This window comes from Streptomyces sp. NPDC050121 (genome assembly GCF_044460385.1).
Classification (GTDB): Bacteria; Actinomycetota; Actinomycetes; order Streptomycetales; family Streptomycetaceae; genus Streptomyces; species Streptomyces soliscabiei.
This window is the reverse complement of record NZ_JBITJV010000026.1, coordinates 48028-72086: the sequence shown is the minus strand read 5'-3', so window position 1 is coordinate 72086 and position 24059 is coordinate 48028. Positions and strand designations below refer to the sequence as shown.

The 24059-nt window shown below is 71.1% G+C and carries 23 protein-coding genes and 2 pseudogenes; 13 read left to right on the top strand and 12 right to left on the bottom strand.

Translation table 11 applies throughout. From position 1 onward, the window contains the following. Nucleotides 1-14 precede the first annotated feature (14 nt). Nucleotides 15-1085: an adenosine deaminase gene (locus ACIBTS_RS32525; RefSeq protein ID WP_399324166.1), complete on the top strand. Its 1071-nt coding sequence runs from the start codon at nt 15-17 to the stop codon at nt 1083-1085. On the opposite strand, the gene ACIBTS_RS32520 is transcribed toward ACIBTS_RS32525, so the two are convergent. Continuing rightward, complete coding sequence (locus ACIBTS_RS32520; protein ID WP_399324164.1) at nt 1067-1582, bottom strand: DinB family protein; 516 nt, start codon at nt 1580-1582, stop codon at nt 1067-1069. The two genes, ACIBTS_RS32525 and ACIBTS_RS32520, sit on opposite strands and share 19 nt — an antisense overlap. Before the next feature lie 25 nt (nt 1583-1607). Next, the gene (locus ACIBTS_RS32515; protein WP_399324162.1) at nt 1608-2492 is read right to left on the bottom strand and encodes a LysR family transcriptional regulator; all 885 of its coding nucleotides are present in this window, start codon (nt 2490-2492) and stop codon (nt 1608-1610) included. Nucleotides 2493-2602: 110 nt separating this feature from the next. Between ACIBTS_RS32515 and mgrA the strand changes: the two genes are divergently transcribed. Beyond that, nucleotides 2603-3595: an L-glyceraldehyde 3-phosphate reductase gene (gene mgrA, locus ACIBTS_RS32510; protein WP_099938123.1), complete on the top strand. Its 993-nt coding sequence runs from the start codon at nt 2603-2605 to the stop codon at nt 3593-3595. Nucleotides 3596-3850: 255 nt separating this feature from the next. On the opposite strand, the gene ACIBTS_RS32505 is transcribed toward mgrA, so the two are convergent. After that, the gene (locus ACIBTS_RS32505; RefSeq protein WP_399324159.1) at nt 3851-4234 is read right to left on the bottom strand and encodes a nuclear transport factor 2 family protein; all 384 of its coding nucleotides are present in this window, start codon (nt 4232-4234) and stop codon (nt 3851-3853) included. Between the two features lie 307 nt (nt 4235-4541). Between ACIBTS_RS32505 and ACIBTS_RS32500 the strand changes: the two genes are divergently transcribed. From ACIBTS_RS32500 to ACIBTS_RS32485, 4 genes are all read left to right on the top strand, one after another. Further along, nucleotides 4542-4952, top strand: coding sequence for a hypothetical protein (locus ACIBTS_RS32500; protein WP_399324157.1), 411 nt, complete (start codon nt 4542-4544; stop codon nt 4950-4952). 125 nt (nt 4953-5077) lie between these two features. Continuing rightward, nucleotides 5078-7417: an FHA domain-containing protein gene (locus tag ACIBTS_RS32495; protein WP_399324155.1), complete on the top strand. Its 2340-nt coding sequence runs from the start codon at nt 5078-5080 to the stop codon at nt 7415-7417. A gap of 9 nt (nt 7418-7426) precedes the next feature. Then, the gene (locus ACIBTS_RS32490; RefSeq protein ID WP_399324152.1) at nt 7427-7981 is read left to right on the top strand and encodes a hypothetical protein; all 555 of its coding nucleotides are present in this window, start codon (nt 7427-7429) and stop codon (nt 7979-7981) included. Beyond that, nucleotides 7981-8961 (top strand): serine/threonine-protein kinase, encoded by a 981-nt coding sequence (locus tag ACIBTS_RS32485; protein ID WP_399324150.1) that lies wholly within the window; start codon nt 7981-7983, stop codon nt 8959-8961. The genes ACIBTS_RS32490 and ACIBTS_RS32485 overlap by 1 nt, the downstream gene beginning before the upstream one ends. Before the next feature lie 49 nt (nt 8962-9010). Here the strand turns inward: ACIBTS_RS32485 and ACIBTS_RS32480 are convergent, their stop codons facing one another. Beyond that, on the bottom strand, nt 9011-10279 hold the full coding sequence (locus tag ACIBTS_RS32480) for a streptophobe family protein (RefSeq protein ID WP_399324148.1): 1269 nt from the start codon (nt 10277-10279) through the stop codon (nt 9011-9013). A 193-nt stretch (nt 10280-10472) separates the two neighbouring features. Here ACIBTS_RS32480 and ACIBTS_RS32475 point away from each other — a divergent pair. Continuing rightward, nucleotides 10473-11750 (top strand): annotated as a pseudogene (locus ACIBTS_RS32475) (DUF6777 domain-containing protein); the annotation flags it as partial. Between the two features lie 292 nt (nt 11751-12042). Then, nucleotides 12043-12495 carry an ATP-binding protein gene (locus ACIBTS_RS32470; protein ID WP_399324146.1) on the top strand — a complete coding sequence of 151 codons (453 nt, stop codon included), beginning with the start codon at nt 12043-12045 and terminating at the stop codon, nt 12493-12495. A gap of 27 nt (nt 12496-12522) precedes the next feature. On the opposite strand, the gene ACIBTS_RS32465 is transcribed toward ACIBTS_RS32470, so the two are convergent. After that, a complete protein-coding gene (locus tag ACIBTS_RS32465) occupies nt 12523-13410 on the bottom strand; it encodes an RNA polymerase sigma factor SigF (protein WP_399324144.1) in 888 nt (295 codons plus the stop codon). 207 nt (nt 13411-13617) lie between these two features. Between ACIBTS_RS32465 and ACIBTS_RS32460 the strand changes: the two genes are divergently transcribed. Beyond that, nucleotides 13618-14043, top strand: a complete 426-nt coding sequence (locus tag ACIBTS_RS32460; protein WP_399324142.1) for a helix-turn-helix domain-containing protein — start codon at nt 13618-13620, stop codon at nt 14041-14043. A gap of 21 nt (nt 14044-14064) precedes the next feature. On the opposite strand, the gene ACIBTS_RS32455 is transcribed toward ACIBTS_RS32460, so the two are convergent. After that, nucleotides 14065-14667 (bottom strand): ClpP family protease, encoded by a 603-nt coding sequence (locus ACIBTS_RS32455; RefSeq protein ID WP_399324140.1) that lies wholly within the window; start codon nt 14665-14667, stop codon nt 14065-14067. A gap of 1 nt (nt 14668) precedes the next feature. Then, nucleotides 14669-15307: an ATP-dependent Clp protease proteolytic subunit gene (locus tag ACIBTS_RS32450; RefSeq protein ID WP_399324138.1), complete on the bottom strand. Its 639-nt coding sequence runs from the start codon at nt 15305-15307 to the stop codon at nt 14669-14671. A 241-nt stretch (nt 15308-15548) separates the two neighbouring features. Between ACIBTS_RS32450 and ACIBTS_RS32445 the strand changes: the two genes are divergently transcribed. Continuing rightward, nucleotides 15549-16031, top strand: a complete 483-nt coding sequence (locus tag ACIBTS_RS32445; RefSeq protein WP_319675344.1) for a VOC family protein — start codon at nt 15549-15551, stop codon at nt 16029-16031. Here ACIBTS_RS32445 and ACIBTS_RS32440 read toward each other — a convergent pair. The 4 genes from ACIBTS_RS32440 to ACIBTS_RS32425 are packed head-to-tail and all read right to left on the bottom strand — an operon-like array spanning nt 16028 to nt 20397. Then, nucleotides 16028-16945 carry an aminoglycoside phosphotransferase family protein gene (locus ACIBTS_RS32440; RefSeq protein ID WP_319675343.1) on the bottom strand — a complete coding sequence of 306 codons (918 nt, stop codon included), beginning with the start codon at nt 16943-16945 and terminating at the stop codon, nt 16028-16030. The genes ACIBTS_RS32445 and ACIBTS_RS32440 overlap by 4 nt on opposite strands. Nucleotides 16946-16988: 43 nt before the next feature. Next, nucleotides 16989-17861, bottom strand: coding sequence for a geranyl diphosphate 2-C-methyltransferase (locus ACIBTS_RS32435; RefSeq protein ID WP_319675342.1), 873 nt, complete (start codon nt 17859-17861; stop codon nt 16989-16991). A gap of 56 nt (nt 17862-17917) precedes the next feature. Further along, nucleotides 17918-18958 (bottom strand): family 2 encapsulin nanocompartment cargo protein terpene cyclase, encoded by a 1041-nt coding sequence (locus ACIBTS_RS32430; protein WP_399324135.1) that lies wholly within the window; start codon nt 18956-18958, stop codon nt 17918-17920. Further along, a complete protein-coding gene (locus ACIBTS_RS32425) occupies nt 18955-20397 on the bottom strand; it encodes a family 2B encapsulin nanocompartment shell protein (RefSeq protein ID WP_399324133.1) in 1443 nt (480 codons plus the stop codon). The genes ACIBTS_RS32430 and ACIBTS_RS32425 overlap by 4 nt, the downstream gene beginning before the upstream one ends. Before the next feature lie 297 nt (nt 20398-20694). On the opposite strand from ACIBTS_RS32425, the gene ACIBTS_RS32420 reads away from it, so the two are divergent. Next, nucleotides 20695-21495, top strand: a complete 801-nt coding sequence (locus ACIBTS_RS32420) for a VOC family protein (protein WP_399324131.1) — start codon at nt 20695-20697, stop codon at nt 21493-21495. A gap of 54 nt (nt 21496-21549) precedes the next feature. Continuing rightward, entirely contained in the window at nt 21550-22248 is a 699-nt protein-coding gene (locus ACIBTS_RS32415) for a ribonuclease H (RefSeq protein WP_399324129.1), read from the top strand. A gap of 6 nt (nt 22249-22254) precedes the next feature. Here the strand turns inward: ACIBTS_RS32415 and ACIBTS_RS32410 are convergent. Next, nucleotides 22255-22545: pseudogene (locus ACIBTS_RS32410) on the bottom strand (hypothetical protein); the annotation flags it as partial. A gap of 286 nt (nt 22546-22831) precedes the next feature. On the opposite strand from ACIBTS_RS32410, the gene ACIBTS_RS32405 reads away from it, so the two are divergent. Then, nucleotides 22832-24049, top strand: a complete 1218-nt coding sequence (locus tag ACIBTS_RS32405; RefSeq protein ID WP_399324127.1) for an FAD-dependent monooxygenase — start codon at nt 22832-22834, stop codon at nt 24047-24049. Nucleotides 24050-24059: the final 10 nt, after the last annotated feature.

The following is a 24059-nucleotide window of genomic DNA, read 5'->3' as shown; positions in this document are numbered from 1 at the left end:
CGAGGAACACGCTCATGACCGCGCCCCACATCGACACCGACACCCTGCGCCGGCTCCCCAAGGCCGTACTGCACGACCACCTCGACGGCGGCCTGCGCCCCGCCACCGTCGTCGAACTCGCGCAGGAGGTCGGCCACACGCTGCCCACCACCGACCCCGACGAGCTCGCCGCCTGGTACTTCGAGGCCGCCAACTCGGGTGACCTGGTGCGCTACATAGCCACTTTCGAGCACACCCTCGCCGTCATGCAGACCCGCGAGGGCCTGCTGCGCACCGCCGAGGAGTACGTCCTCGACCTGGCCGCCGACGGTGTCGTCTACGGCGAGGTGCGGTACGCGCCCGAGCTGAACGTCAACGGCGGGCTGAGCCTCGCCGAGGTCGTGCAGACCGTCCAGGAGGGCCTCGCCGCCGGTATGGCGAAGGCTGCCGCCGCGGGCACGCCGGTCCGGGTCGGCACGCTGCTGTGCGGCATGCGGATGTTCGACCGCGTGCGCGAGGCCGCCGACCTGGCCGTCGCCTTCAGGGACGCGGGCGTCGTCGGCTTCGACATCGCCGGCGCCGAGGACGGCTTCCCGCCCGCCGACCACCTCGAGGCCTTCGAGCACCTGCGCCGCAGATGCGTCCCCTTCACCATCCACGCCGGCGAGGCCCACGGCCTGCCCAGCATCCACCAGGCCCTCCAGGTGTGCGGCGCCCAGCGCATCGGGCACGGGGTGCGCATCACCGACGACATCGTCGACGGCAAGCTCGGCCGCCTCGCCGGATGGGTGCGCGACCGCCGGGTCGCCCTGGAGATGTGCCCGACGTCCAACCTGCAGACCGGGGCGGCGACCTCCATCGCCGAGCACCCGATCACCGCGCTGAAGGACCTCGGCTTCCGCGTCACCCTCAACACCGACAACCGTCTGGTCTCGGGCACGACGATGACCCGTGAGATGGCGCTGCTCGTCGAGGAGGCGGGCTGGGGCGTCGAGGACCTGCGCACGGTGACGGTGAACGCCCTCAAGAGCGCGTTCATCCCGTTCGACGAGCGCAAGGCCCTCATCGAGGACGTCGTCCTTCCGGGTTACGCGTCCGCGCTCTGAAGCAGCCCGCGCAGATAGGCGGCCTGGCCGACGTGCTCCAGATCGTCGGCCAGGACGCTGACCAGCCGGACGCCCAGCGTGACCGGCGGATCCCAGCGCTCGTCCACGATGCGCTCCAGGTCCGCCGCCGTCAGCGCGCGCAGCGCCGTCAGGCTCTGCTCGTGCACGGCGTCGTAGTACCCCGTCAGCAGGTCACCGTCGGGAACCCGTACCTTCGCGACCTTCGCGGCGCTGTGCCCGTACCCGATGTCCTGGCGCGGCAGGTCGAGGCCGAACCGTTTCTCCCAGTCCTGGGTCAGCCACACCTGGTCGAGCTCGAAGGCGTCGGCGAGATGGTCGTCCTGGACCCGTGTGAGGTGCCAGATAAGCCAGGCGATCGAGTTGGCGTCGGGGGAGGGCCGGGTGTTGAGGACGCCGGGGTCCAGGCCGTCCACAGCGGCATGGACTTCTTCCTGGACGCGGTTGTACCCGTCGATGAGGATGTCCTTGGCATGCATGCATCCACCATCTCGCAGCCCGCGCTCACCCGCCGCCCGTTTCCAGCAGTGCCATGAGCGCCCGGGCCGCCGGACTGGTCGCCTGCCGGGGCGGCAACAGCGCGACCGTCTCGTACACCGCCTCGCCCGTGCCCTTGAGGGGCAGTGCGGTGAGCGCCTCGCGCTTGTGCCGGAAGTGGCGCGGTACGACGGCGACGCCGAGGTTCTCGTCCACCAGGTCCAGCAGACTGTGCACGTCGTTGACCTCCAGGGCGACCGTGCGCCGCACTCCCGCCTTGGTGAACGCGGCGTCGGTGGCGCGCCGCGGGCCCCAGTCCGGGTGGAAGTCGACGAACACCTCGCCGGCGACGTCCTGCGGCAGCAGCGCCGCCGACGCCGCGGCGAACCGGTGGTCGGGATGGCACAGCACATACATCGGCTCGGTCGCCAGCGGCACGCAGCGCAGCTGGTCGGTGTCCGTCTGGGTGCGGTAGGCGAAGGCCAGGTCGAGCCGGCCGGCCGCCACCTCCTCGCCCAGCGCGCCCGAGCCGCTCTGCCGCAGCCGGATCTCCACGTCCGGGTGCTGCCGCCGGAACGCCGCCAGCAGCCCCGCCACATGCACCCCGGCGATGCACTGCTCGGTGCCCACGGAGAGGGGGCCGCGGACCACGCCCTGCACGGCGGCCACGGCCTCGTGGGCCGCCCGCACCTGCGCCAGGATCCGCTCCGCCTCGGCCAGCAGCGCCCGGCCCGCCTCCGTCAGCGTCACCCGCCGCGTGGTCCGTACGAACAGCGGGGCGCGCAGCTCCCGCTCCAGGGCGCGGATCGACGCCGACAGACCCGACTGGGAGACCATCAGGCGTTCGGCGGCCCGGGTGAAGTGCTGGTCCTCGGCGACGGCGACGAAGTGCTGGAGGTGACGCAGTTCCATGATTGAGAAGCCTAGCCGCACAATTCCATCGGATTCTTCTGTTGGACCACTACCCGCAGGTCGGGCCAGAGTGGGTAGCGGTTCCCGAAACCGATCTTCTTGGAGTCGCGTTGTACACCGCACACCCCGACCGTTACGCGGACATGCCCTACCGGCGCACCGGACGCAGCGGCCTGAAGCTCCCCGCGCTGTCGCTCGGACTGTGGCACAACTTCGGCCCCGACCGCCCGGTGGAGACCCAGCGGGCCATCCTGCGCCGCGCCTTCGACCTCGGCATCACCCACTTCGACCTGGCCAACAACTACGGCCCGCCGCCCGGCGCCGCCGAGTCCGCGCTGGGGCAGTTCCTCAAGGCCGACTTCGCGCCCTACCGCGACGAGCTGGTCATCTCCACCAAGGCCGGCTACCTGATGTGGCCCGGCCCCTACGGCGAGTGGGGCTCGCGCAAGTACCTGCTGTCCTCGCTCGACCAGAGCCTGACCCGGATGGGCCTGGACTACGTCGACGTCTTCTACTCGCACCGCCCCGACCCGGAGACTCCCCTGGAGGAGACGATGGGCGCCCTGCACACCGCGGTCCAGCAGGGCAAGGCGCTCTACGCCGGCGTCTCCAACTACTCCGCCGAGCAGACCCGTGAGGCCGCCCGCATCCTCGGGGAGCTGGGCACCCCGCTGCTCATCCACCAGCCGCGCTACTCGATGCTCGACCGGCGCCCCGAGAGCGAGGGCCTGCTCGACGCCCTGGACGAGCTCCAGGTCGGGTCCATCGTCTTCTCGCCGCTGGAGCAGGGCCTGCTGACCGGCCGCTACCTGGACGGCATCCCGGAGGACTCGCGCGCGGCGAGCGACAGCCCGTTTTTGAACTCCGACGCGCTGACCGAGGAGCTCGTCGGCAAGCTGCGCGCCCTCGACGACCTCGCCAAGTCCCGCGGCCAGTCCCTGGCCCAGCTCGCCCTGGCCTGGGTGCTGCGCGGCGGCCGGGTGACCTCCGCGCTGGTCGGCGCGAGCAGCGCCCGGCAGATCGAGGACAGCGTCGGCGCCCTGGCCAACCTGGACTTCGACGCCGAGGAGCTGGCCCGGATCGACGCGGTGATCAACGGCTGAGCCGCTCCGTCATGCGGACGGTCACGCAGTCGCCCTCCTGCTTTCCGATGCCGGTTCGCGGGTGCCGAAGAATGGCGACGGACTCCGGCCGGACGACATAGGTCCAACCGCCGAATGCCGGACCCCTGCGCGGGACGGCCGTGAATTCGGCATTGCGTATTCCGTTTCCGGTCCCGTTCGTGATGTTCCTCCGCTCGCGGTGATCCCTTTACGGGTGGACCGCCGCGAGCGGAGGAATTCATCCTGGCCCGGTCCTCAGGCTTCCGCGGGCACCCGGTCGAGGAATCCGAGGACGGAGGTGATCCGGTCCTGCGCATCCAGGGTGATGACGTCGGATCCGGCCACCGGCGCCGAGCCGTCGGCCTCGCTCACCAGCTCCCAGGAGAAGCGAGCCGTGTCGTGGTGCCCGTCGACTGTGCCGGTGAGCCGGAAGAAGAAGCCCGGGAACTGCGCGTGTGCCGCCGTGACCACGGCCGCGATCTGCTCGTGGCCGCTGACGTCGGCGAGGGGGTCGGTGTACCCGCCGTTCACCGCCCACGCTGCGTCAACAGCCTTGGCCAAGGCCTTGGGCTCCCGTGCGTTCCAAGCCTCGAAGTAGCGGGCGACGGCGTTCTCGTAACGGTCGGTGTTCGCGGACATGGGAAATCAGCCCCCAATGAGGTCATCGATACTGGTCAGAACCCGGATCCAGGTCTTCGCCGATCCGGTGTGACCACCTTGCCCGTCCCCGTCGCCCGGGTCGATTACCCGCCGGGTAATGACGGCATGGCCCGAGGCCTGCCGCATTTCGGCCATGAACGGCCTTGAATATGCCAAGAGACTGGCCAAAAAGTCATGGTGACAGTGTTTCAACAGTGAACATACTCGAACGTCAGGGGCAGTTCACTCACAGGAGCCGCACGGAAAGCGAGGCACTACCAGCAGGCGAGCACCGGGGGAGAGGGACGTGCACGACGAATTCCTGTGCCATGTCACCGCGTACGGCGTCTGCGCCGGCCGGCGCATCGGCGTACCGCTCGGCACCTACCGTGCGCCGACGCTGGCGCTGGCCCTGTGGTGGCTGCGGGACCGGGCCTCCTGGATGGCCGAACGGCTGGATCCCCGGCCCGAGGACGAGCACATCCCGCCGGGCGCCCTGGTCCCGGTCGCCGACAACGTGCCGGACGTGCCTGCACTGCTGCGGGCCTGGTGCGCCGACATCGACCGGCAGGAGCTGGTCGCCGACGAGTTGGCGGGCGGCCGGCTGGTGCGGATCGCGGTGAGCGACGAGACCACCGAGTACGAGCTGCTCGCCGAGTCCGTCGACGCGCTGCGCATGCAGCGGACCCTCCCGGCCCTCTTCGTCCCCGTCGGCTGACGCCCACCGGACAACGCCACCGGGACACGGCCGGCGCGCGCAGCCCAGCACGGCACCGTCACGCTCACGTCACCCTCGCGCCCGCCCGTCGGGCGCACAGGGGTGCGAATCGATAGAATTCGGTCATGGTTGAGCGGCCGGTCTCCTCGACTGCGCCCGAACTCGTGCTGGAGACCGAGACGGGCACCACCGTGCTGATCCCGGGCCACGACTATCACGTCGGCCGGGACCCGCGCAGCGACATCGTCATCGACGACATCCGCGTCTCCTGGCACCACGCGGTCCTGCGGCCCGACGGCGGCCACTGGACCATCGAGGACGAGCACAGCACCAACGGCACCTATGCCGACGGCCGCCGCGTCCACGAGTGGGGCGTCGGTCCCGGCACCGTGATCCGCTTCGGCAGCCCCGCCGACGGGCCGTGCGTCGTCCTGTCCGGCCGGCCCACGCCCCCGGCCGAGCGCCCCTCGTCCGTCTCCATGCCCGCCCTGACCGGCACCTTCCGCCGGCCGACCTCCGTACGGCCGCTGTCCTCGCGTACCGTCCGCATCGGCCGCGCCACCGACAACGACCTGATCGTCGACGACCTGGTCGTCTCGCGCCGGCACGCCGAGCTACGGGGGCTGCCCGACGGCGGCCACGAGATCGTCGACCTCGGCAGCCACAACGGGACCTACCTCAACGGGCTGCCCGTCAGCAGCGCCCCGATCGGCCCCGGCGACATCGTCGGCATCGGCCACTCGGCGTTCTGCCTGGTCGGCGACGAGCTCCAGGAGTACGTCGACATCGGCGAGATCTCCCTCGACGTACAGGACCTGACGGTCGCCGTCGACCGCGGCCGCAAGGTCCTCCTCGACCATGTCTCGTTCCCGGTGGGGGAGAAGTGCCTGCTCGCGGTCGTCGGACCCAGCGGCGCAGGCAAGTCCACCCTCCTCGGCGCCCTCACCGGCCAGCGTCCCGCCGGCCACGGCACGGTCGTCTACGACGGCCGCGACCTCTACCGCGACTACGCCGAGCTGCGCCAACGCATCGGACTGGTCCCGCAGGACGACATCCTGCACGCGCAGCTGACCGTGCGCAGCGCCCTCCTCTACGCAGCCGAACTGCGCTTCCCGCAGGACACCGCCAGGGCCGAGCGCCGCGAACGGGTCGAGGAGGTCATCCGCGAACTGGGCCTCGAACAGCGCGCCGGCCAGCCCGTGCACAGCCTCTCCGGCGGCCAGCGCAAACGGGTCAGCGTGGCCCTGGAGCTGCTGACCAAGCCGTCGCTGCTCTTCCTGGACGAGCCGACCTCCGGCCTCGACCCCGGCATGGACCGCTCGGTGATGCACATGCTGCGCGGACTCGCCGACGACGGCCGCACCGTCATCGTCGTCACCCACAGCGTCCTCAGCCTCGACGTCTGCGACCGGCTCCTGGTGCTCGCGCCGGGCGGCAAGGTCGCCTACTACGGGCCGCCCGAGGACGCCCTCGCCTTCTTCGGCTTCGAACAGTGGCCCGAGGCCTTCGAGGCCTTCGAACGCGATCAGGACCGGGACTGGGCGGGGGAGTACGACGACTCGCCGTTCCGCCGGCAGTACGTCGTCAAATCCAGCGAGCAGCCCCGACTGCCCCGCTCCGGCCCGGTGATCATGCTGCCGCCGCCCCGGCCCCGCAGCAGGGGCGCCCAGCTCGGCACCCTGGTCCGCCGCTACACGGCCGCGCTCGCCGCCGACCGCACCTTCCTCGCGATCATGATCGCCCTGCCGTTCGTGATGGGAGCGATGGCCCGCGCCCTGGCCGGCGGCAGGCTCGACCAGGAGCATGTGATGGACGCGCTGCTGATCCTGTGCGTGGGCGGCGTCCTGACCGGGGCGGCCAACGCCGTGCGCGAACTCGTCAAGGAGCGCGTGATCTACCAGCGGGAGCGGGCCGTCGGCCTCTCCAGATCGGCGTACCTGCTGTCCAAAGTCGTCGTCCTCGGCGCGATCACCGTCGTACAGGCGGTGGTGCTGACCCTCGTCGCCCTGCTCGGCGTCGACCTCAACGCGCCGGACGGCAAAGGGGTATTGATGCCACCGCTGATCGAGATCACCGTAGCCGTCGCCCTGTTGGCCTTCACGGCGATGATGCTCGGGCTGCTGGTCTCCGCGCTGGTGAGCAAGGAGGAGGTGACGATGCCGCTGCTCGTGCTGCTCGCCATCGTCCAAGTGGTGTTCTGCGGCGCGCTGCTGAAACTGCACGACGTGGCCGTTCTGGACCAGCTGTCCTGGCTCGTGCCGTCGCGATGGGCGTTCGGCGCGATGGCCGCCACCCTCGGGCTGTCCCGGATCGTGCCCGGGGACAAGACGAGCGATCCGCTGTTCGAGCACTCGGCGGGGGTGTGGCTGCTGAACATCGGGATGCTCGTCGTGCTCTCGCTGGTCTGCGGGTTCGCCGTCTCCCGGCTGCTGCGCCGGCACGAGCCCGCCGTGATGCGGAAGTAGGGGAGGCCGATGACGACTTCCGGATTCCGGCCCACACATGTCGTCCCGCAGCACGGCATGCCCGCCTGGGAGGCCCCCGACCCGGACCGCCCCACCGTGTCCCTCGACCCGCTGCTGCCCGTCCGGCTCACGGAGCGGCGCGGCGACTGGGGGCGTGTGGTGTGCTCCAACGGCTGGTCGGCCTGGGTGGACGGCCGCCACCTGGTCGCCGTCCCCCAGGACCCGCCCCGCTCCGACGGCCCCCTCGCGAGCGCCGCCGACCCGCGCCCCCTGCTCGGCCGCACCGAACAGGCCCTCGCCCGCTACCGGGCGGCGGTGGAGGAACTGGCCGACGGCGGCCTCGACGGCGAGTCCTTCCGCCGCCGTACCCGCGGGCTGCGGATCGGCGTGGTCGTCGACGGCGAGAACATGTGGCTGTACGACAGCGCGCACAGCCGCTGGGTGTACGGCGACGGCACCCGCCTGAGCACCTACGCGACGGACGAGGTGCCCGAACTGCCCGAGCCGGCCGAGGACCGGGACTACACCGCCACCCGGATCGTGGACCTCGACGGGGGCTCCTGATGGCGCCCGGCACGAGTCCCTTCTCCGGCCGCCCCTCCGAACTGATCGGCCGCCAGCTCGCCGGCTACCGCATCGAGTGCGAGATCGGACGCGGCGGCATGGCCGTCGTCTACCGGGCCCATGACCTGCGTCTGGACCGGACCGTCGCGCTCAAACTGCTCGCCCCCGAGCTGGCCCGCAACGACACCTTCCGCAAGCGCTTCACCCACGAATCGCGGGTCGCGGCGGCGATCGACCACCCGCACATCGTGCCCGTCTTCGAGGCGGACGAGACCGAAGGGGTGCTCTACATCGCCATGCGGTACGTCGACGGGAGCGACCTGCGCCATCTCCTGGACCGCGAGGGCCCGCTGCCCCTGCCGACGGTGGTCCGCATCGCCGCGCAGGTCGCCTCCGCGCTCGACGCAGCCCATGACCACGGACTGGTCCACCGGGACGTCAAGCCCGGCAACATCCTGGTCTCCCGGGGCACCGACAGCGACCATCCCGAGCACGTCTACCTCACCGACTTCGGCCTGACGAAGAAGTCGCTGTCCCTGACCGGGTTCACGACGGTCGGACAGTTCGTCGGCACCCTGGACTACGTCGCCCCCGAGCAGATCTCCGGCCGCCCCGTCGACGGCCGCTGCGACGTCTACGGCCTGGCCTGCGTGGTCTACGAATGCCTCGCGGCCCGACCGCCGTTCCTCCGTGACGACGACATGGCCCTGCTCTGGGCCCACCAGAACGCCGACCCGACCCCGCTGACGGAGGTCCGGCCCCAGCTCCCGTCGTACCTCGACACGGTGTTCGCCCGGGCCCTCGCCAAGAATCCCGAGGCCCGCCACCCCACCTGCGGCGCCTTCGTCGCCGAGCTGAGGGAGCGAGGCGGCGGCGCGCGCCGGCCGGTCCACTCACCGACGGAGTTGGTCGACACGCCGGAGCCGACGCGGCGACCCCCTCGCTGGGCACGGCCGGTCCTGCCCGACCGCCAGTCCTGAACCACCGCCGTCAGTCCTGAACGACCGTCGTCAGTTCTGAACCACCGGGTCAGCGGAGTGTCAGCACGCCCCGGTGGCGGACCAGCCCCGCCAGCAGCCCGCCCAGAAACCCGGTGACCAGCCCCCACAGCGCGGCGAGACCGAGAGCGGACCACACCTCGGCGTGCAGGAACAGCTTTCCGGCCAGATTTCCGCCGAGATCGCCGATGCCGAGCACGGAGAGGCCGTAGTGCGCGGAGATCCGGCCGACCAGACAGACCATCAGCACGGTGAGCACCAGCGCGACCGCCATGTGCACGGCGTGCCGCCAGGCACGCATCCGGGCCGGTGAGTGGGCGGCCAGCCCGAACGCCGCCGCCAGCAGCAGAAGCCCGTCGACGACGACCAGCCACCACACGCGGCCGTCGTACTCGGCGAGCGTGCTCAGGTTCAGCGCGGCGGTGTCCCGGCCGCGCAGCACCTCGTCCAGCACATGGGGCATCGGCAGCCCGAACGGGCCCTCCACGCGGCCGCTCCAGGTGGCACCCAGCCCGATCGTGAACGTCAGCCACATCAGATTCGGCATGCCGAGCAACACCACCGCGAGGGTCTCGGCCGCGTGCCCCCGGGTTGCCGCGACGACCAGCGCGATGACGACGCCCAGGGCCACGCAGGCGAGCAGCAGCACGACCATCGCGTGCGCGGCAGGCCGCACCGACTCCTGAAAGCGCAGCAGCCGGCCCGGCAGCGGAGCCCCACGCGCGACCAGCAGCGCCAGCACCAGCACACCGGCCAGCCACAGCAGCCCGATCGCGAGCGTCGGCGGCACGTTGGTGGTGAAGCCGACCTCGGGGCTGACGCCGAACAGTTCACCCAGGTCGCTCAGCGTCTCGTCACCGAGGGAGAGCTTGAAGGTCTGGCGTGCGCCGAGGGCCAGCCCGAGCAGACCGAGCAGCCAGACCACGGCGATCCGGGCCGCCCACCCGGCCAGCTCGGCGGCGCCGGCCACCGCCCGGTGCCGCAGCGGCCGCAGGAATCCGGCGCCGACGACGAGCGCCCCCACGAGCGTCACCGACAGCGGAGTCACCGTCAGACCGGCCTCGGTGCCGGCGAGTCCACCGGCGTTCCCCGAGAGCTCGACCGTGCCGCCGACCGCCGTGACGACGGTCGCCGCGACGACCCGGGGGAAGGCGCCCTGAGGCAGGTCCGAGGCCCCGGCCGCCCACAGTCCCAGCCCGGCCACCACCCCCATGGCGAGCAGCCCGGCCAGCGCCGCGGCGACCGCCTGCACCCATCCGTGGCGGGAGACTGCCTGGTCATACGGGGTGTACGAGCTCACCCTGCCCACGCTAAGCAGCACCGGGAGAGCGCGCCTGTCGAGAGGGCCGTCCGCGTCCGGCTTGCGAGCCGCGCCCGATCGGGGCACACAATAGGTCCGTTGTGGAAGAAAACGGCGCATATCGAATGGATCGCAGGGATCGCACCGGACGCACCGGACGAAGCGCCGCGGGAAACCCACGTCGGGAGTGCTCGTGAGCGTCGAACCTCCGTCTTCCGGCCGCCCCTCGGAACCGCCCACGGAACCCACGGGGCAGCCCACCGGGCGACCGACCGGCCCGCCCTCCGGACCACTGTCGGGCTCCCCCCGGCCGCCCTCGGGCCCGCCCCCGCCTTCCGAGCCGACCGGAGGCGACTCGGGGGGCGGCGGGTGGGAACCGCGCCGGCCCTGGTGGAGGTCCGCGCCCCGGGTCGCACTGATCACCACCGCAGTCGTGGCCGCGACGGCCCTCGCCCTGGTCCTCACCCGGCCCAACGGCGGCGGCTCGAACCAGGCGGGCGAGCTCTTCATGCAGCCGGCCGCCGAAGAGGGTCCGAACAGCTTCACGCCGAAGACCAACAACCCGGGTACCGCCTCCGTCCCGCCCGCGACCGTCGCCCCGTCCGCCTCCTCCCCGCCGGAGAACACCGTCCCCGGTGTCAGGGGCGGGCAGGAGGGGCTGTACGGCGGCACCCTCAAGGTCGCCAGCTGCGATGTGGAGCTGCAGATCAAGTACCTCCAGGAGGTCCCCGCCAAGAACAGGGCGTTCGCCTCCGTCCTCGGCATCGACCCCTCCCAGGTCCCCGGTTATCTGCGCTCCCTCACCCCCGTGCAACTGCGCCTGGACACCCGCGTCACCAACCACGGATACCGTGACGGATCAGCCACCGGCTACCAGGCCGTCCTACAGGCCGGCACGGCGGTCATGGTCGACAGGTACGGCGTCCCCCGGGTGCGCTGCGCCTGCGGCAACCCGCTGACCCCGCCCGTCGCCCAGCAGTCCGGGTACAAGCGGACCGGCACCACCTGGCCCTCGTACAGCCCCTCGACCACGGTCGTGGTCAACCCCTCCGTGACGGTGGTCAACGTCTTCGTCCTCTACGACCCCCACTCCGCCCACCACTGGATCGCCCGCAAGCCGGGCGCCGGCGTCCACCAGGACCGGCCCACCCGTCCGCCGGTGAGGCCGACGCCGGTCATAGGCGTCAGCACCCCGACGGTCCCCGGCTCGCGTACGCCGCCGTCGTGCGTCTCCCCGCCCACCGGTGCGGCGACCGGCTGCGTGCTGCCGCCGTCCGGGTCGTCCTCGAAGCCCCCGTCCTCGCCGTCGTCGTCGAAGTCGAAGGGCTCCGAGCCCTCGAGCTCCCAGCCCTCCTCCAAGCCCCCGAGCTCCAAGCCCCCGAGCTCCGAGCCCCCCTCTTCGGAGCCCCCGAGCTCCGAGCCCCCCTCTTCGGAGCCCCCGGGTTCCGGTTCCTCCTCGTCCGAGCCCCCCGGCTTCGCGCCCCCGTCCTCGGCACCGGGGTCCCTGGAGCCGCCGAGCACGCTCTCCGAACTCACGGGCCAGCCGGTGAGCTCCCTCTCCTCGCTCCCGCAGTCCCCGCCGTCGGTGGCCGTCACCAGCCAGTCGCCGCCTCTCTCGGCCGGGTCCTCACCCGCCGTGTGAGGCGCCCCACGGTCGTCACGCGCACAGGGTGACGACGGACGGGGACTGTGCGGCGCGGCACGGGGTACGAGCACAGGTGCACAGCAGCGTCCGGCCAGTCCGGCTTCCGAGAGAGAAACGCATGTTCGAGCACCTGGGCGGGGCAGTGATACCGACTGGCTTCGACGTACCCGTGGAACCGCTACGGCGGGCGGCGCACTACACCGGCGAACCCGGCTGCATAGCCGAGGCCCGGTCCTTCGCCGCCCATTTCGTCGACCAGCTCAGGACGGAGTGGTGTGCCACGATCGGCGACCGCGCGAGCGGCGAGGTGCTGCTGGTGGTGAGTGAGCTGGTCACCAACGCCGACCGGCACAGCAACGGGCCCTACATCCTCGAACTCGAAGGCACGGACGCCTCGGTGGCGGTGTGCGTGTACGACAGCAGCGACGCGCTTCCCCTGCGGTTCCCCAAGGACCCCGAACGGATCGGCCGGCACGGTCTGGAGATCGTGCACGCGCTGGCGGCGGAGATCACCGCGGAGCGGGTGCCGGTCGGCAAGCGGGTCCGTGCCCTGCTGCGGTTGGGCGGCTGAGCCCCAGGACCGCCATCGGGGAAGGCCTCAGGCGCAGCCCAGCTCGCCCAGCATCCCGCGGCGCAGCCGCACGATGATCCGCTTGATCAGCCGGGACACGTGCATCTGCGAGCAGCCGAGCCGTTCGCCGATCTCCGCCTGGGTGGCCTCCTCCACGAACCGCAGGTGGATGATCTGCCGGTCGCGTTCGCTGAGTTCGGCCATGAGCGGCGCGAGCGAGTGGAAGTCCTCGACGAGCCGCAGCCCCTCCTCCTCCACACCGATGAAGTCCGCGAGGACCGCCTCCCCGTGCTCCGGACCGTCACCGGTGAGCGCCGCGTCCAGCGAGGAGGAGTTGTAGCCGTTGGCGGCGATCTGCGCCTCGACCACCTGGCTCTCCGAGAGGTTCATCAGCGTGGCCAACTCCGCCACCGTCGGCTCCCGGTCCAGTCGGCCGGCGAGCTCGTCGCGGGCCTTGGCCAACTCCACGCGCAGCTCCTGCAACCGCCGCGGCACATGCACCGCCCAGGTCGTGTCCCGGAAGAAGCGCTTGATCTCACCGACGATGTACGGCAGCGCGAACGACGTGAACTCCACCTCGCGCGAGACCTCGAACCGGTCGATGGCCTTGATCAGGCCGATCATCCCGGTCTGGACGATATCCTCCATGTCGTCCCCGCGACCACGGAACCGGCCGGCGGCGAACCGCACCAGGGACATGTTCATCTCGATGAGCGTGTTGCGGGCGTACTGGTAGTCGTGCGTGCCCTCTTCGAGCACGGTCAGCCGCCGGAAGAACTGGCGGGACAGTTCGCGGGCGTCGCGCGGTGCCACACTGCGCGGCGTCTCGATCCCCGGCAGCGGTGCGCCGTCCGTGCTGGTCCCGGCGGTGTCGTCGACGACCTTGGCCTCCGACCGGATCACGGCGGTCTGCATGGCCTCTCCCTCGAACGTCACGGTTCGGCGTCTGCTGTTCTCGGTCCGTGAGCGGACCCGCACATGCGAAACCCGCTCAGGAGGCGGGTACCCGGTCCGTGACGACCCATGCGTGCGGGATCCGGGCACACTCACGCCCACCGATTCCACCGAGGGCGCAACCCCGGACTCCTCCCCGCGGACGCCCGCGGCTTCTAGGCTGGTGAGGTGAGCAACCAAGCGCCGAACCAAGCCCGCGTGATCCCGCTGCGCCCGCCCGCCGTGCGCCCGGAGACCGTCGCCCCCGCCCCCGCCCCCGCCCCCGCCTCCACACCCAGCTCCGCGCCGCGCGAGCCTCTGTGGCGCGACCTCGTCGGAGACGTCCTGCGTCGCGAACGCCAGGCCCAGGAGCGCACGCTCAAGGACGTCGCCGACTCGGCCCGGATCTCCATGCCGTACCTGTCGGAGGTGGAGCGCGGCCGCAAGGAGGCCTCCTCGGAGGTCCTCGCGGCCGCCGCCCACGCCCTCGGCCTGGGCCTGGGCGACCTGCTGGCCCGGGCCCAGGGAGAGCTGGTGCGGCTCAGCAGCCGGCACTCCGACAGGAACCGCGCGACGACGAGTTCGTCGTACAACGCGCTCTGCCTGGCCGCCTGACGAGCCGCGCGGGCCGGCGTCTCACCACGTCACGAGACGCCGGCTCACCACCTCGTCGGCCAGCCCGTACGCCACCGCCTCCGGCGCGGTGAACACCTTGTCGCGGTCCATGTCCGCGCGCAGGGTCGCGAGGTCGTGGCGGGTGTGGCGGGCCAGCACCTCCTCGACCTGGCCGCGGATGCGGACCATCTCCTTGGCCTGCAGCGTGAGGTCGGAGACCGTGCCCTGCCGGCCGCCGCTGGCGGGCTGCCCGAGCAGCACGCGCGCGTGCTCCAGCACGAACCGCCGCCCCGGGTCGCCGCCGGCCAGCAGCACCGCCGCCGTGGACGCCGCCTGCCCGACGCAGAACGTCGAGATCGGCGACTGCACGTACGTCATCGAGTCGTAGATCGCCATCAGTGAAGTGAACGATCCGCCGGGGGAGTTGAGGTAGATCGAGATCTCGGTCTCCGGGGCCGCCGACTCCAGGTGGAGGAGTTGTGCGATGACGACGTTCGCGACCCCGTCGTCGATCTCGGTGCCGAGGAAGATGATCCGCTCGGACAGCAGCCGGCTGAACACGTCGTAGGACCGCTCCCCCTGCGGGGTGCGCTCGACGACGTTCGGAATCGTGTAGCTGCCCATGTCACAGCCCCATCCGCCGCTTGGCGGCGGCCGGGCGGACGTCCGCGAGGGACTCCACGACCCGGTCCACCATGCCGTACGCCCTGGCCTCCTCGGCCGTGAACCAGCGGTCGCGGTCGCCGTCCCGGGAGATGGTCTCCGGCGTCTGGCCGGTGTGCTCGGCGGTGATGCGCTCGATGGTCCGCTTGGTGAACTCCAGGTTCTCCGCCTGGATCTCGACGTCCGCCGTGGTGCCGCCGATCCCGGCCGACGGCTGGTGCATCATGACGCGCGCGTTCGGCAGCGCGTACCGCTTGCCGGCCGCGCCGACGCTGAGCAGGAACTGGCCCATGCTGGCCGCGAAGCCCATGGCGAGCGTCGAGACGTCGTTGGGGATCAGCCGCATCGTGTCGTAGATGGCGAGCCCCGCGTGCACCGACCCGCCCGGGCTGTTGATGCACAGCGCGATGTCGGTGCGCGGATCCTCCGCCGACAGGATCAGCAACTGCGCGCAGACACGGTTCGCGGACACCTCGTCGACCTGGGTGCCGAGGAACACGATGCGCTGGGCGAGCAGTTGGGCGGCGAGGTGGTCGTCGAAGCGGGTGGGCGGCGTGTCGCCCTCCTGGGCACGGGGAGCGAGCGTGGTGAGTGGAGTCATCGGTTCTCCTCGTCGTGGCGTGGCTGCCGTCGACTCCACTGTTGACCTCGGGCGACGCCCGCACGCGGTTTCTCTGCCCGCCGCAGATTCGCCCAGGGCAGAGCACGATCCGGGCGGCAGCACGGCACGCCAACGGGGGAAGCGGCCGCGGCCGTCCGGATGAACGCACGGCCCGAGCGATGAGTTCCGGCGCGGACCGCGGTCGACACTGATGACCGCGTTCCACGCCCAGGAGGTACTCATGACCACCGACGGATTCACCACGTGTCTCTGGTTCGACGGCCAGGCCGAGGAGGCCGCCCATTACTACGTGTCGATCTTCAAGAACTCCAGCATCGGAAAGATCGGCCGCTACAACGAGGCCGGCCCCGGTCCGGCCGGCTCCGTGGTGGCCGTGGAGTTCACTGCCAACGGGCAGAAGTTCGTCGGAATCAACGGCGGCCCGGAGTTCACCTTCAGCGAGGCGATCTCCTTCCAGATCTTCTGCGCGGACCAGGAGGAGGTCGATTACTACTGGAACAAACTCACCGAGAACGGCGGCGAGCCCGGCCCGTGCGGGTGGCTCAAGGACAAGTACGGCCTGTCCTGGCAGGTCATCCCGGACGGGCTGATCGAGATGATCGGCGACCCCGACGCCGAGAAGGCCGTCCGCACCACCAAGGCCATGTACGCCATGGGCAAGCTCGACATCGCCGCCCTGAAGAAGGCCTACGACGGAGCCTAGGAGCCGGCCACGGAGGCGTCGGCGGGCCGGGTCTCGGCCAGGATCTCCCTGATCACATGCCGGGAGTTCTCCGCCAGCGGCGGATTGGTCTCCCAGTAGTACGGCAGTTGGATCAGTGAGATCGACAGCGCCCAGCCCCGCCCGCGCGCCCACTCGGCGTCGTCCGCTCCCACCGCCTCCCGGAAGACGCCGCGCACCGACGCGGGCAGCAGGTTCCAGGCGACGATCAGGTCGACGGCCGGGTCGCCCACCCCGACGCCGCCGAAGTCGATCACAGCCGACAGCCGTCCGCCCTCGACCAGCACGTTCCCGGGCGAGAGATCCCCGTGGGTCCACACGGGCGGTTCCGTGCGCCCCGGCGCCCGCAGCGCCTCCTCCCACAGGGCGGTGACCGCGGCGGTGTCGATCCGCCCGTCCAGTTGAGCGAGGGCGTCGCGCGTCGGGGCGTCCCGCTCGGCCAGCGGCACACCCCGGTCGTTGGGCGGACCGCCCTGCGCCTCGATCCCGCGCAGGGCGGTGACGAACGCCGCCAGGTCCGCCGCCAGCGCCTCAGGCTGTTCGACGGCTCCGGCCACCGGATTACGGCCGTCCAGCCAGCCGTAGACCGACCAGGGCCAGTCGAACCCCTCACCCGGCCCGCCCTGCTCCAGCGGCACGGGCGTGGCGACGGACAGCCTCGGCCCCAGCCGGGCCAGCCAGCGCTGCTCGTGCGCCACGCTCTCGACGGCGTCGGGATGCCGGGGCAGCCGCACCACCTTGTCGGCGCCGAGCCGGAACATCGCGTTCTCCGTCCCCGAGGAGGCCAGCCGCCGCACGGGCAGCCCGGCCCACTGCGGGAACTGGGCGGCGACGAGCCGGCTCACCAGCGGGGCGTCGAGGTCGACCTCGTCCGGACGCATCTTCGCAAGCCACATGCGCCCATTGCAGGGCGTCGACCGCCTTGCTGTCCAACGGAATTCAGATCCGGTCGGCCGCGATCATCAGATACTGGAAGCTGCCGTTGCGGTAGGCGGTGAGGAATGTCTCCTCGATGCCGGTGACCAGGTGGTCGGCCTGACTGCGCAGCTCCCAGTAGGGGATGGCCGCCTCGGTGAGGTCCTCCACGTGGACCGGCACCAGCCGGTTGCGGGCCAGCGCCCGGAAGTAGGCCGAGCGCGGGTGGATGTCGCAGATGTAGTGGGCGTTGATGAGCGACACCTCGCGCGAGGCCTGCCCGTAGGCGTCGTTGTAGCAGCCGGTGATGACGACGTAGCGGCCGCCTCGGCGCAACAGCCGGGCGTGCTCGGCGAACAGCAGGTCCAGCTCGACGTACATGGTCGACTCGTTGTTCCAGGACGCCGCGTAGGCGCCGGACTCCAGGCCGGTGTCCAGCATGTTGCGGTGGTGGTATCGCACCTTGTCGTCGATGCCCCGCTTGCGGGCCTGCTCGTTGGCGAACTCGGCCTGTTTCGCGGAGATGGTGACGCCGTCCGCGTGGCAGCCGTGCCGCAGGTTCGCCACGACGCTGCCGCCGCCGCGGCCGCACCCGGCGTCGAAGACCCGGTCGGCGGGGGTCAGCCGGCCGAGCCGGGCGGCCAGCAGTTCGGCCTGGGCGTGCTCCAGCCGGTGCAGTTCGGCGGTGAGCCGCTCGCGGCGCAGTTCGGGGTCGGGCTCGTCGAGCACGGTCCAGTCGGCCGCGCCGATGCCGTAGTGATGGTGGTAGAGGTCGTCGATCCTGCCGAGTTCGAGATTGACCGGGTTCTCCTCGGCGTTCCAGTAGTCCGCGACCCGGTCCTGGTAGATCGACTGGGTCGGGAGCTGGACGGTCTCGGTCATGGCGTCAGGGATCATGGTCAACGGTGGCTCCTCAGGATGTGGAATGTGGCGATCTGTCAAGAAAGCGTTGGTCACCAGTAGTCGGGCAGGTGATAGCGATGGGTGTTGGTGGCGTGCCACTCGTGGTTGCCGGCCACCCAGTCCGACAGCCCCTGGAGATAGCGCCCCACGAGCGGCGACATGGCCGCCAGGACGGCCGACTCCTCCTCGAACGCCTCCATCACCTCGTTGTGGATCTCGACCGCGCGCAGATAGCCGGCCTTCAGACCACAGCGGCCACGGGCGGCCACGACCTGCGGCAGGTTGAGGTGGGTGGGATCGGAGGCCAGTTCCTTGGTGAAGGAGTACAGGTCGTTGACGATGGTGGTGGCGTTGCAGGCCAGTGCCGTGACCCGCTGGATCTCCGGGCGGGCGTACAACTGCTCGGGCAGTTCGTAGCCGTCGACCGCGTCCACCAGGGACAGACAGGGCCGGAAGTTGTTGAACTGCCGCATGACCAGGTACTCCCAGACCTGCGGCCGGTACCGGGTCTCGCTCCAGGCGGCCTCGGCGAGGTAGCCCAGATGCAGCCGCGCCATGTCGTGCACGAACCGGTCGGTCTGGCTGGGGGTGGCGAAGGCCGCGTAGTCCTTGAGCGCCCAGTAGTAGGAGCGCAGCGGACCGTCGGCCTGCATGCCCCGCTCCCATTCCTGCTGGAAGCCGGGCGGGCCGTGGAAGGGGTCCAGCGCCGACTGCGCGAGAACCAGCCGCCCGCCGAGGCCGTTGCGGGACGCCCCCCGGCCCTCGTCCTCCTCGCAGTAGCAGCTGTCGACCATGTTCTCCGCCAGCAGCAGCTTCCCGGCCGCCGTCAACCGGTCCAGGTCGAACGCGCCCGGGTGTTGGAGCACGACGGCGCGCCCGACCTGGAACCCCGCGAAGTCGCCGTCCCAGGCCGGCGGGAACAGATCGAGACCGCGCGCCCACTCCTCCAGCCGACGGTCGACCTCCGCCGTCTTCACCGGGTCGGCGAGGGCGACCTGCCGGTGTCGCAGCCCGGGAATGGTGCCTTGGCGACGGGCCCGGATGCCTGCGGCGAGGCTCGGCGGCCCGGGCAGCGCGTACCCCGTGCTCACTCGGCCGTCCGGCCGATCTGTACGTTCTCCAGGACCCCGGCCGCGTCGGGGACGAGCAGCGCCATCGAGTAGTAGGCGGTGACCAGGTAGCGGATGATCGAGTTGCCGTCGATCCCCATGAAGCGTGCGTTCAGGCCGGGCTGGAACTCCTCCGGGATGCCCGTTTGGTACAGGCCCACGACACCCTGGTCGGCCTCGCCGGTGCGCAGCGCGATGATGCTGCTGGTGTGCTGCTCGGAGATCGGGATCTTGTTGCAGGGGAAGATGGGCACCCCGCGCCAGGCTGGGATCTCGTGTCCCTCGACGGTGGCCGTGCCGGGCACCAGACCCCGCCGGTTGCACTGCCGGAAGAACGCCGCGATCGCCTTCGGGTGGGCGAGGAAGAGCTTGGTCTTGCGCCGCATCGACAGCAGCTCGTCCATGTCGTCCGGGGTGGGCGGCCCGGTGAAGGCGCTCACTCGCTGCCCGTAGTCGATGTTGTGCAGCAGCCCGAACTGCCGGTTGTTCACCAGCTCCCACTCCTGGCGCTCCCGGATCTCCTCGACGGTGAGCCGGAGCTGCTGCTGGGTCTGGTCCATCGGGTGGTTGTAGAGGTCGGCGACCCTGGTGTGCACCTTCAACACGGTCTGGGTCAGCGACAACTCGTACTCGCGTGGCGAGAGTTCGTAGTCGACGAAGCCCGCCCCCAGCGTCGGCTCGCCCACATGGCCGGCCTGGATCGGCAGCTCGGCCTCGCCCTTACGGTTCATGGGCCGCCGCTGCAACTCGGCGTACGCCGACAGCTGCGCCGCGAGCGACGGCACCCGGTCCACGAACTCCCGCAGCACGTCCCAGGGCAGCGCGAGGAGCACACCCGAGGTGTCCGAGCGCACCGAGGTCAGCCACAGCGGGTCGTCCTGGCCGACGGCCTCGTCACCGAGCTGGTCGCCGCCGGACACCACCCCGATGATCTCCTCACCGCCGTACTTGCCGGAGGTGAAGCGGGTGAACCGGCCGTGCACGACGAGATACGCCTCGGTCACGGGCTGACCGGCCTCGAAGATCACCTGGCCGGCCCGGACCTCCCGGGGCTGGAAGCGCGACGCCAGTTCCCTCAGCGTCCCGTTGTCGGAGTAGCCGCGCAGCACGGGCAGCTCGGTCAGGGTCTCCGGAATCACCCGGACGTCGTCCGCGCCGTTCTGCTCGAACTGCACCCGCCCCCGGCCGACCTTGAGCTGCAGGCGCCGGTTGACACGGTACGTTCCGCCCTTGACGTCCACCCACGGCAGCCTGCGCAGCAGCCAGCGCGAGCTGATCGCCTGCATCTGGGGCTCTGACTTGTGGGTGGTGGCGAGCTGGCGGGCCGCCTGGGTACTGAGACTGGTGAGCTGTCCGTCGGCGGAGGGCTCGGGGTCGGGCTCGTCGAGGGTGGAACCGGTGGCACTGTCCGGTGTGGACACATTCCCTCCAGGAAGATCGGTTCGGTGACGCGGGCACCAGCCAAGCACTCTCCGTGACGGGCGGGAACGGCGTGTAAGGGGCGGATGCATGCGTCAGAAGGTGCAAACCGTGTGGATGATGTAGAAGGCGCATCCCGTGCCGTCGTGTGTCCGGGCGAGTGCCCCCGCACGCCGGTGATCAGGGGGATTGGGAGACGCCGTTCACCGGGACGGAGCAACCGGTTCGGCGCGCGCCCCGACGGCCTGGTGACTAGCGTGAGGAACCGGACAATCCATCTCATCGGGAGGGCCGCGGTCATGGCCGTACGACCAGAGGGAGCCCCTTGCTGGGCCGACGCGATGTTCAGTGATCTGGAGGGCGCCAAGCGCTTCTACGGCGAGGTACTCGGCTGGACCTTCGGCGAGGCGTCGTCGGAGTACGGGAACTACACACAGGCCTACGCCGACGGCAAGGCCGTCGCCGCAGTCGTCCCGCCGATGCCCGGCCAGGAGGGCCCCTCGCAGTGGTGCCTGTACCTCGCCTCCCCGGATGCCGCCGCGACCGCCCGCAAGATCCGTGACAACGGCGGCGAGGTGCTGATGGAGCCGATGAAGGTCGGCGACTTCGGCACGATGTGCCTGGGCCGCGAGCCCGGCGGCGCCGTCTTCGGCGTGTGGCAGGCGGGCGTCCACGAGGGCTTCGAGGCGCCGCCCGAGCAGCCGGGCGCGTTCTGCTGGGCCGAGTTCTTCACCCGTGAACCGCACAAGACGGACACGTTCCTGCCGGCGGTGTTCTCGTACACGGCCAAGCAGCTCCAGGACGACTCGGTCGACTTCCGCCTGTTCGAGATCGGCGGCGACATGGTCCTCGGCCGGATGAAGATGACGGAGGAGTTCCCGCCCGAGGTGCCCTCGTACGTCAACGTCTACTTCACCGTCGACAACTGCGACGACGCCGTGGCCCGGGCCATCAAGCTGGGCGGCGTACTGCGCTTCGGCCCGATGGACACCCCGTTCGGACGGTTCGCCGCGATCAGCGACCCGCAGGGCGCGAACTTCTCGGTGATCGACGTCACCACCACCGCGGGCGAGATGCCGCAGACCGAGGACGTGTCCTAGGCCAGTCCTGGGCCGCGTCCCGGGCGGGGGCCGGGCGCCCCGTTCGGCCATGGCATGATCGTGCGCATGCGTGAACGAGTGGTGGCCGCGTGCGACGGGGCTTCGAAGGGAAACCCGGGACCGGCTGGCTGGGCGTGGGTGGTGGCGGACGACACGGAGACCCCGGCCCGCTGGGAGGCGGGCCCGCTCGGCAGGGCCACCAACAACGTCGCCGAACTCACCGCGCTGGAACGCCTGTTGGCGTCCACCGACCCGGCCGTGCCGCTCGAGGTCCGGATGGACTCGCAGTACGCCATGAAGGCCGTCACCACCTGGCTGCCCGGCTGGAAGCGCAACGGCTGGAAGACGTCCGCCGGGAAGCCCGTCGCCAACCAGGAGCTCGTCGTCCGCATCGACGAACTGCTCGACGGCCGCTCGGTCGACTTCCGCTACGTGCCCGCCCACCAGGTCGACGGCGACCCCCTCAACGACTTCGCCGACCGTGCCGCAAGCCAGGCGGCGAGCGTCCAGCAGCCCGCCGGCAGCGACCAGGGCTCCCCGGCGCCGCCCGCCTCGCCGGACACCCCCAAGCCGAAGTCCGCCCGCGCCCCAGGAAGCAAGTCCCCCCGGCGCGGAGGGAGTTCGTCGTCCCGCACGCTCAAGGCCAAGTTCCCCGGCCGCTGCGTCTGCGGCCGGGGCTACGCGGCAGGCGAGCAGATCGCCAAGAACGCGCAGGGCTGGGGCCACCCGGAGTGCCGCGGCGCCGAGGCCTGATCGGGCGTCGAAGGTGTAGTGGGCCGGGTGGTCGATCAGGGCGGCCGGGGTCGCGTCGTTCCACGGCCTCATCGTCTCGTCCAGGTCGACGACGTCCGGCGTCCCGCCGCCCGGGACGTACGTCGACCCCGGATGACGGCGCCGCCACTCGGTGACGTTGATCGGCCAGTTGCCCGCCTTCGCGGCGAACGGCCCGTCCATCACCCGGCCGTCCCGGCTGCGCCCGCTGCTGCCGAGGAAGTCCGGCGCCCACTGCGAGGCGCGCGTCGACCGGTCTGCCGACCGGTCCCGCCGTGGTGGTGACCGCTCCCGGCGACAGGCCGGCCCTGTATTCGGCGGTAGACGGGACACCGGCGGCCCAACGAAGATGATCTTGCCGTCGGTATGGCTCACGCAGGGCGGAACGGGCAATTCCTTTCCGTGGCACCGCCACTTCCGGTGGTCTTTCACGCGTCGGCACCCCGCTCGTGGTGTGGCTCACATGGGAAAACCGGCGCGATCGGGCAGGCGGGGCATCCGTCGGCGGATATCGCACCCTGCTACCCTGCGTCGTCAATCCACCACGTCCGGTTAACACCTAGGGGTGCGCGTGAAGGTCGCCTGTGTCGGCGGCGGGCCCGCCGGCCTGTATCTCTCGATCCTGCTCAAGCGGCAGGACCCGTCCCACGACATCACCGTCCACGAGCGCGACCCGGAGGGCTCGACCTACGGGTGGGGCGTCACCTACTGGCAGGGACTCCTCGACAGACTCCGCGCCTGTGACCCCGAGTCGGCGGACGCGATCGACGAGAACTCCGTCCGCTGGAACGAAGGGGTCGCACACGTAAGGGATCTGGCGACCCGTCAGCCCGGCGACGAGGGGCGCGGCATCGGCCGGCACAAGCTGCTGGAGATCCTCGCCGCCCGCGCCCGCGCCCTCGGCGTACGGATCGAGTACGAGAGCGAGATCACCGCCGAGAACCTGCCGGCCGCCGCCCTCGTCGTGGCCTGCGACGGCGTCCACAGCGCCCTGCGCACCCGCCACGCGGACGATTTCGGCGCCGCACTCGCGCCGGGCCGCAACTCCTACGTCTGGCTCGGTACCACCAAGGTCTTCGACTCCTTCACCTTCGCCTTCGTGGAGACCGAGCACGGCTGGATCTGGTGCTACGGCTACCCCTTCACCTCCGAGCAGAGCACCTGCGTGATCGAGTGCGCCCCCGAGACCCTCGTCGGGCTCGGCCTCGACCGGGCGAGCGAGGGCGACGGCATCGCCGACCTGGAGAAGCTCTTCGCGCACATCCTCGACGGCCACCCCCTCATCGGCCGCGCGTCCGCCGCAGGCAGCGCCCAGTGGCTGACCTTCCGCACCCTCACCAACCGCACCTGGCACCGCGACAACCTCGTCCTCCTCGGCGACGCCGCGCACACCACCCACTACTCCATCGGCGCCGGCACCACCCTCGCCCTGGAGGACGCCATCGCCCTCGCCGACGCCCTGCGCGGGAGCACCGACCTCCCGCAGGCCCTCGCCCGCTACGAACAGGAACGCAAGTCCGCCCTGCTCTCCCCGCAGAGCGCCGCCCGCTACAGCGCCCAGTGGTACGAGAACCTCACCCGCTACATCGACCTGCCCCCGGAGCAGATGTTCGCCCTGCTCGGGCAGCGCCACTCGCCGCTGCTGCCCTATGTGCCGCCTCAGCTGTACTACCGGCTCGACCGGGCCGCCGGGCGGCTGGAGGCCCTGCGCCGCTTCAAACGCTGGCTGGGCCCGAAGCTGGCGCGCGGCGCGCACACCCGGGCGCTGGCCTCCCGTGACTAGTGGGGACCCC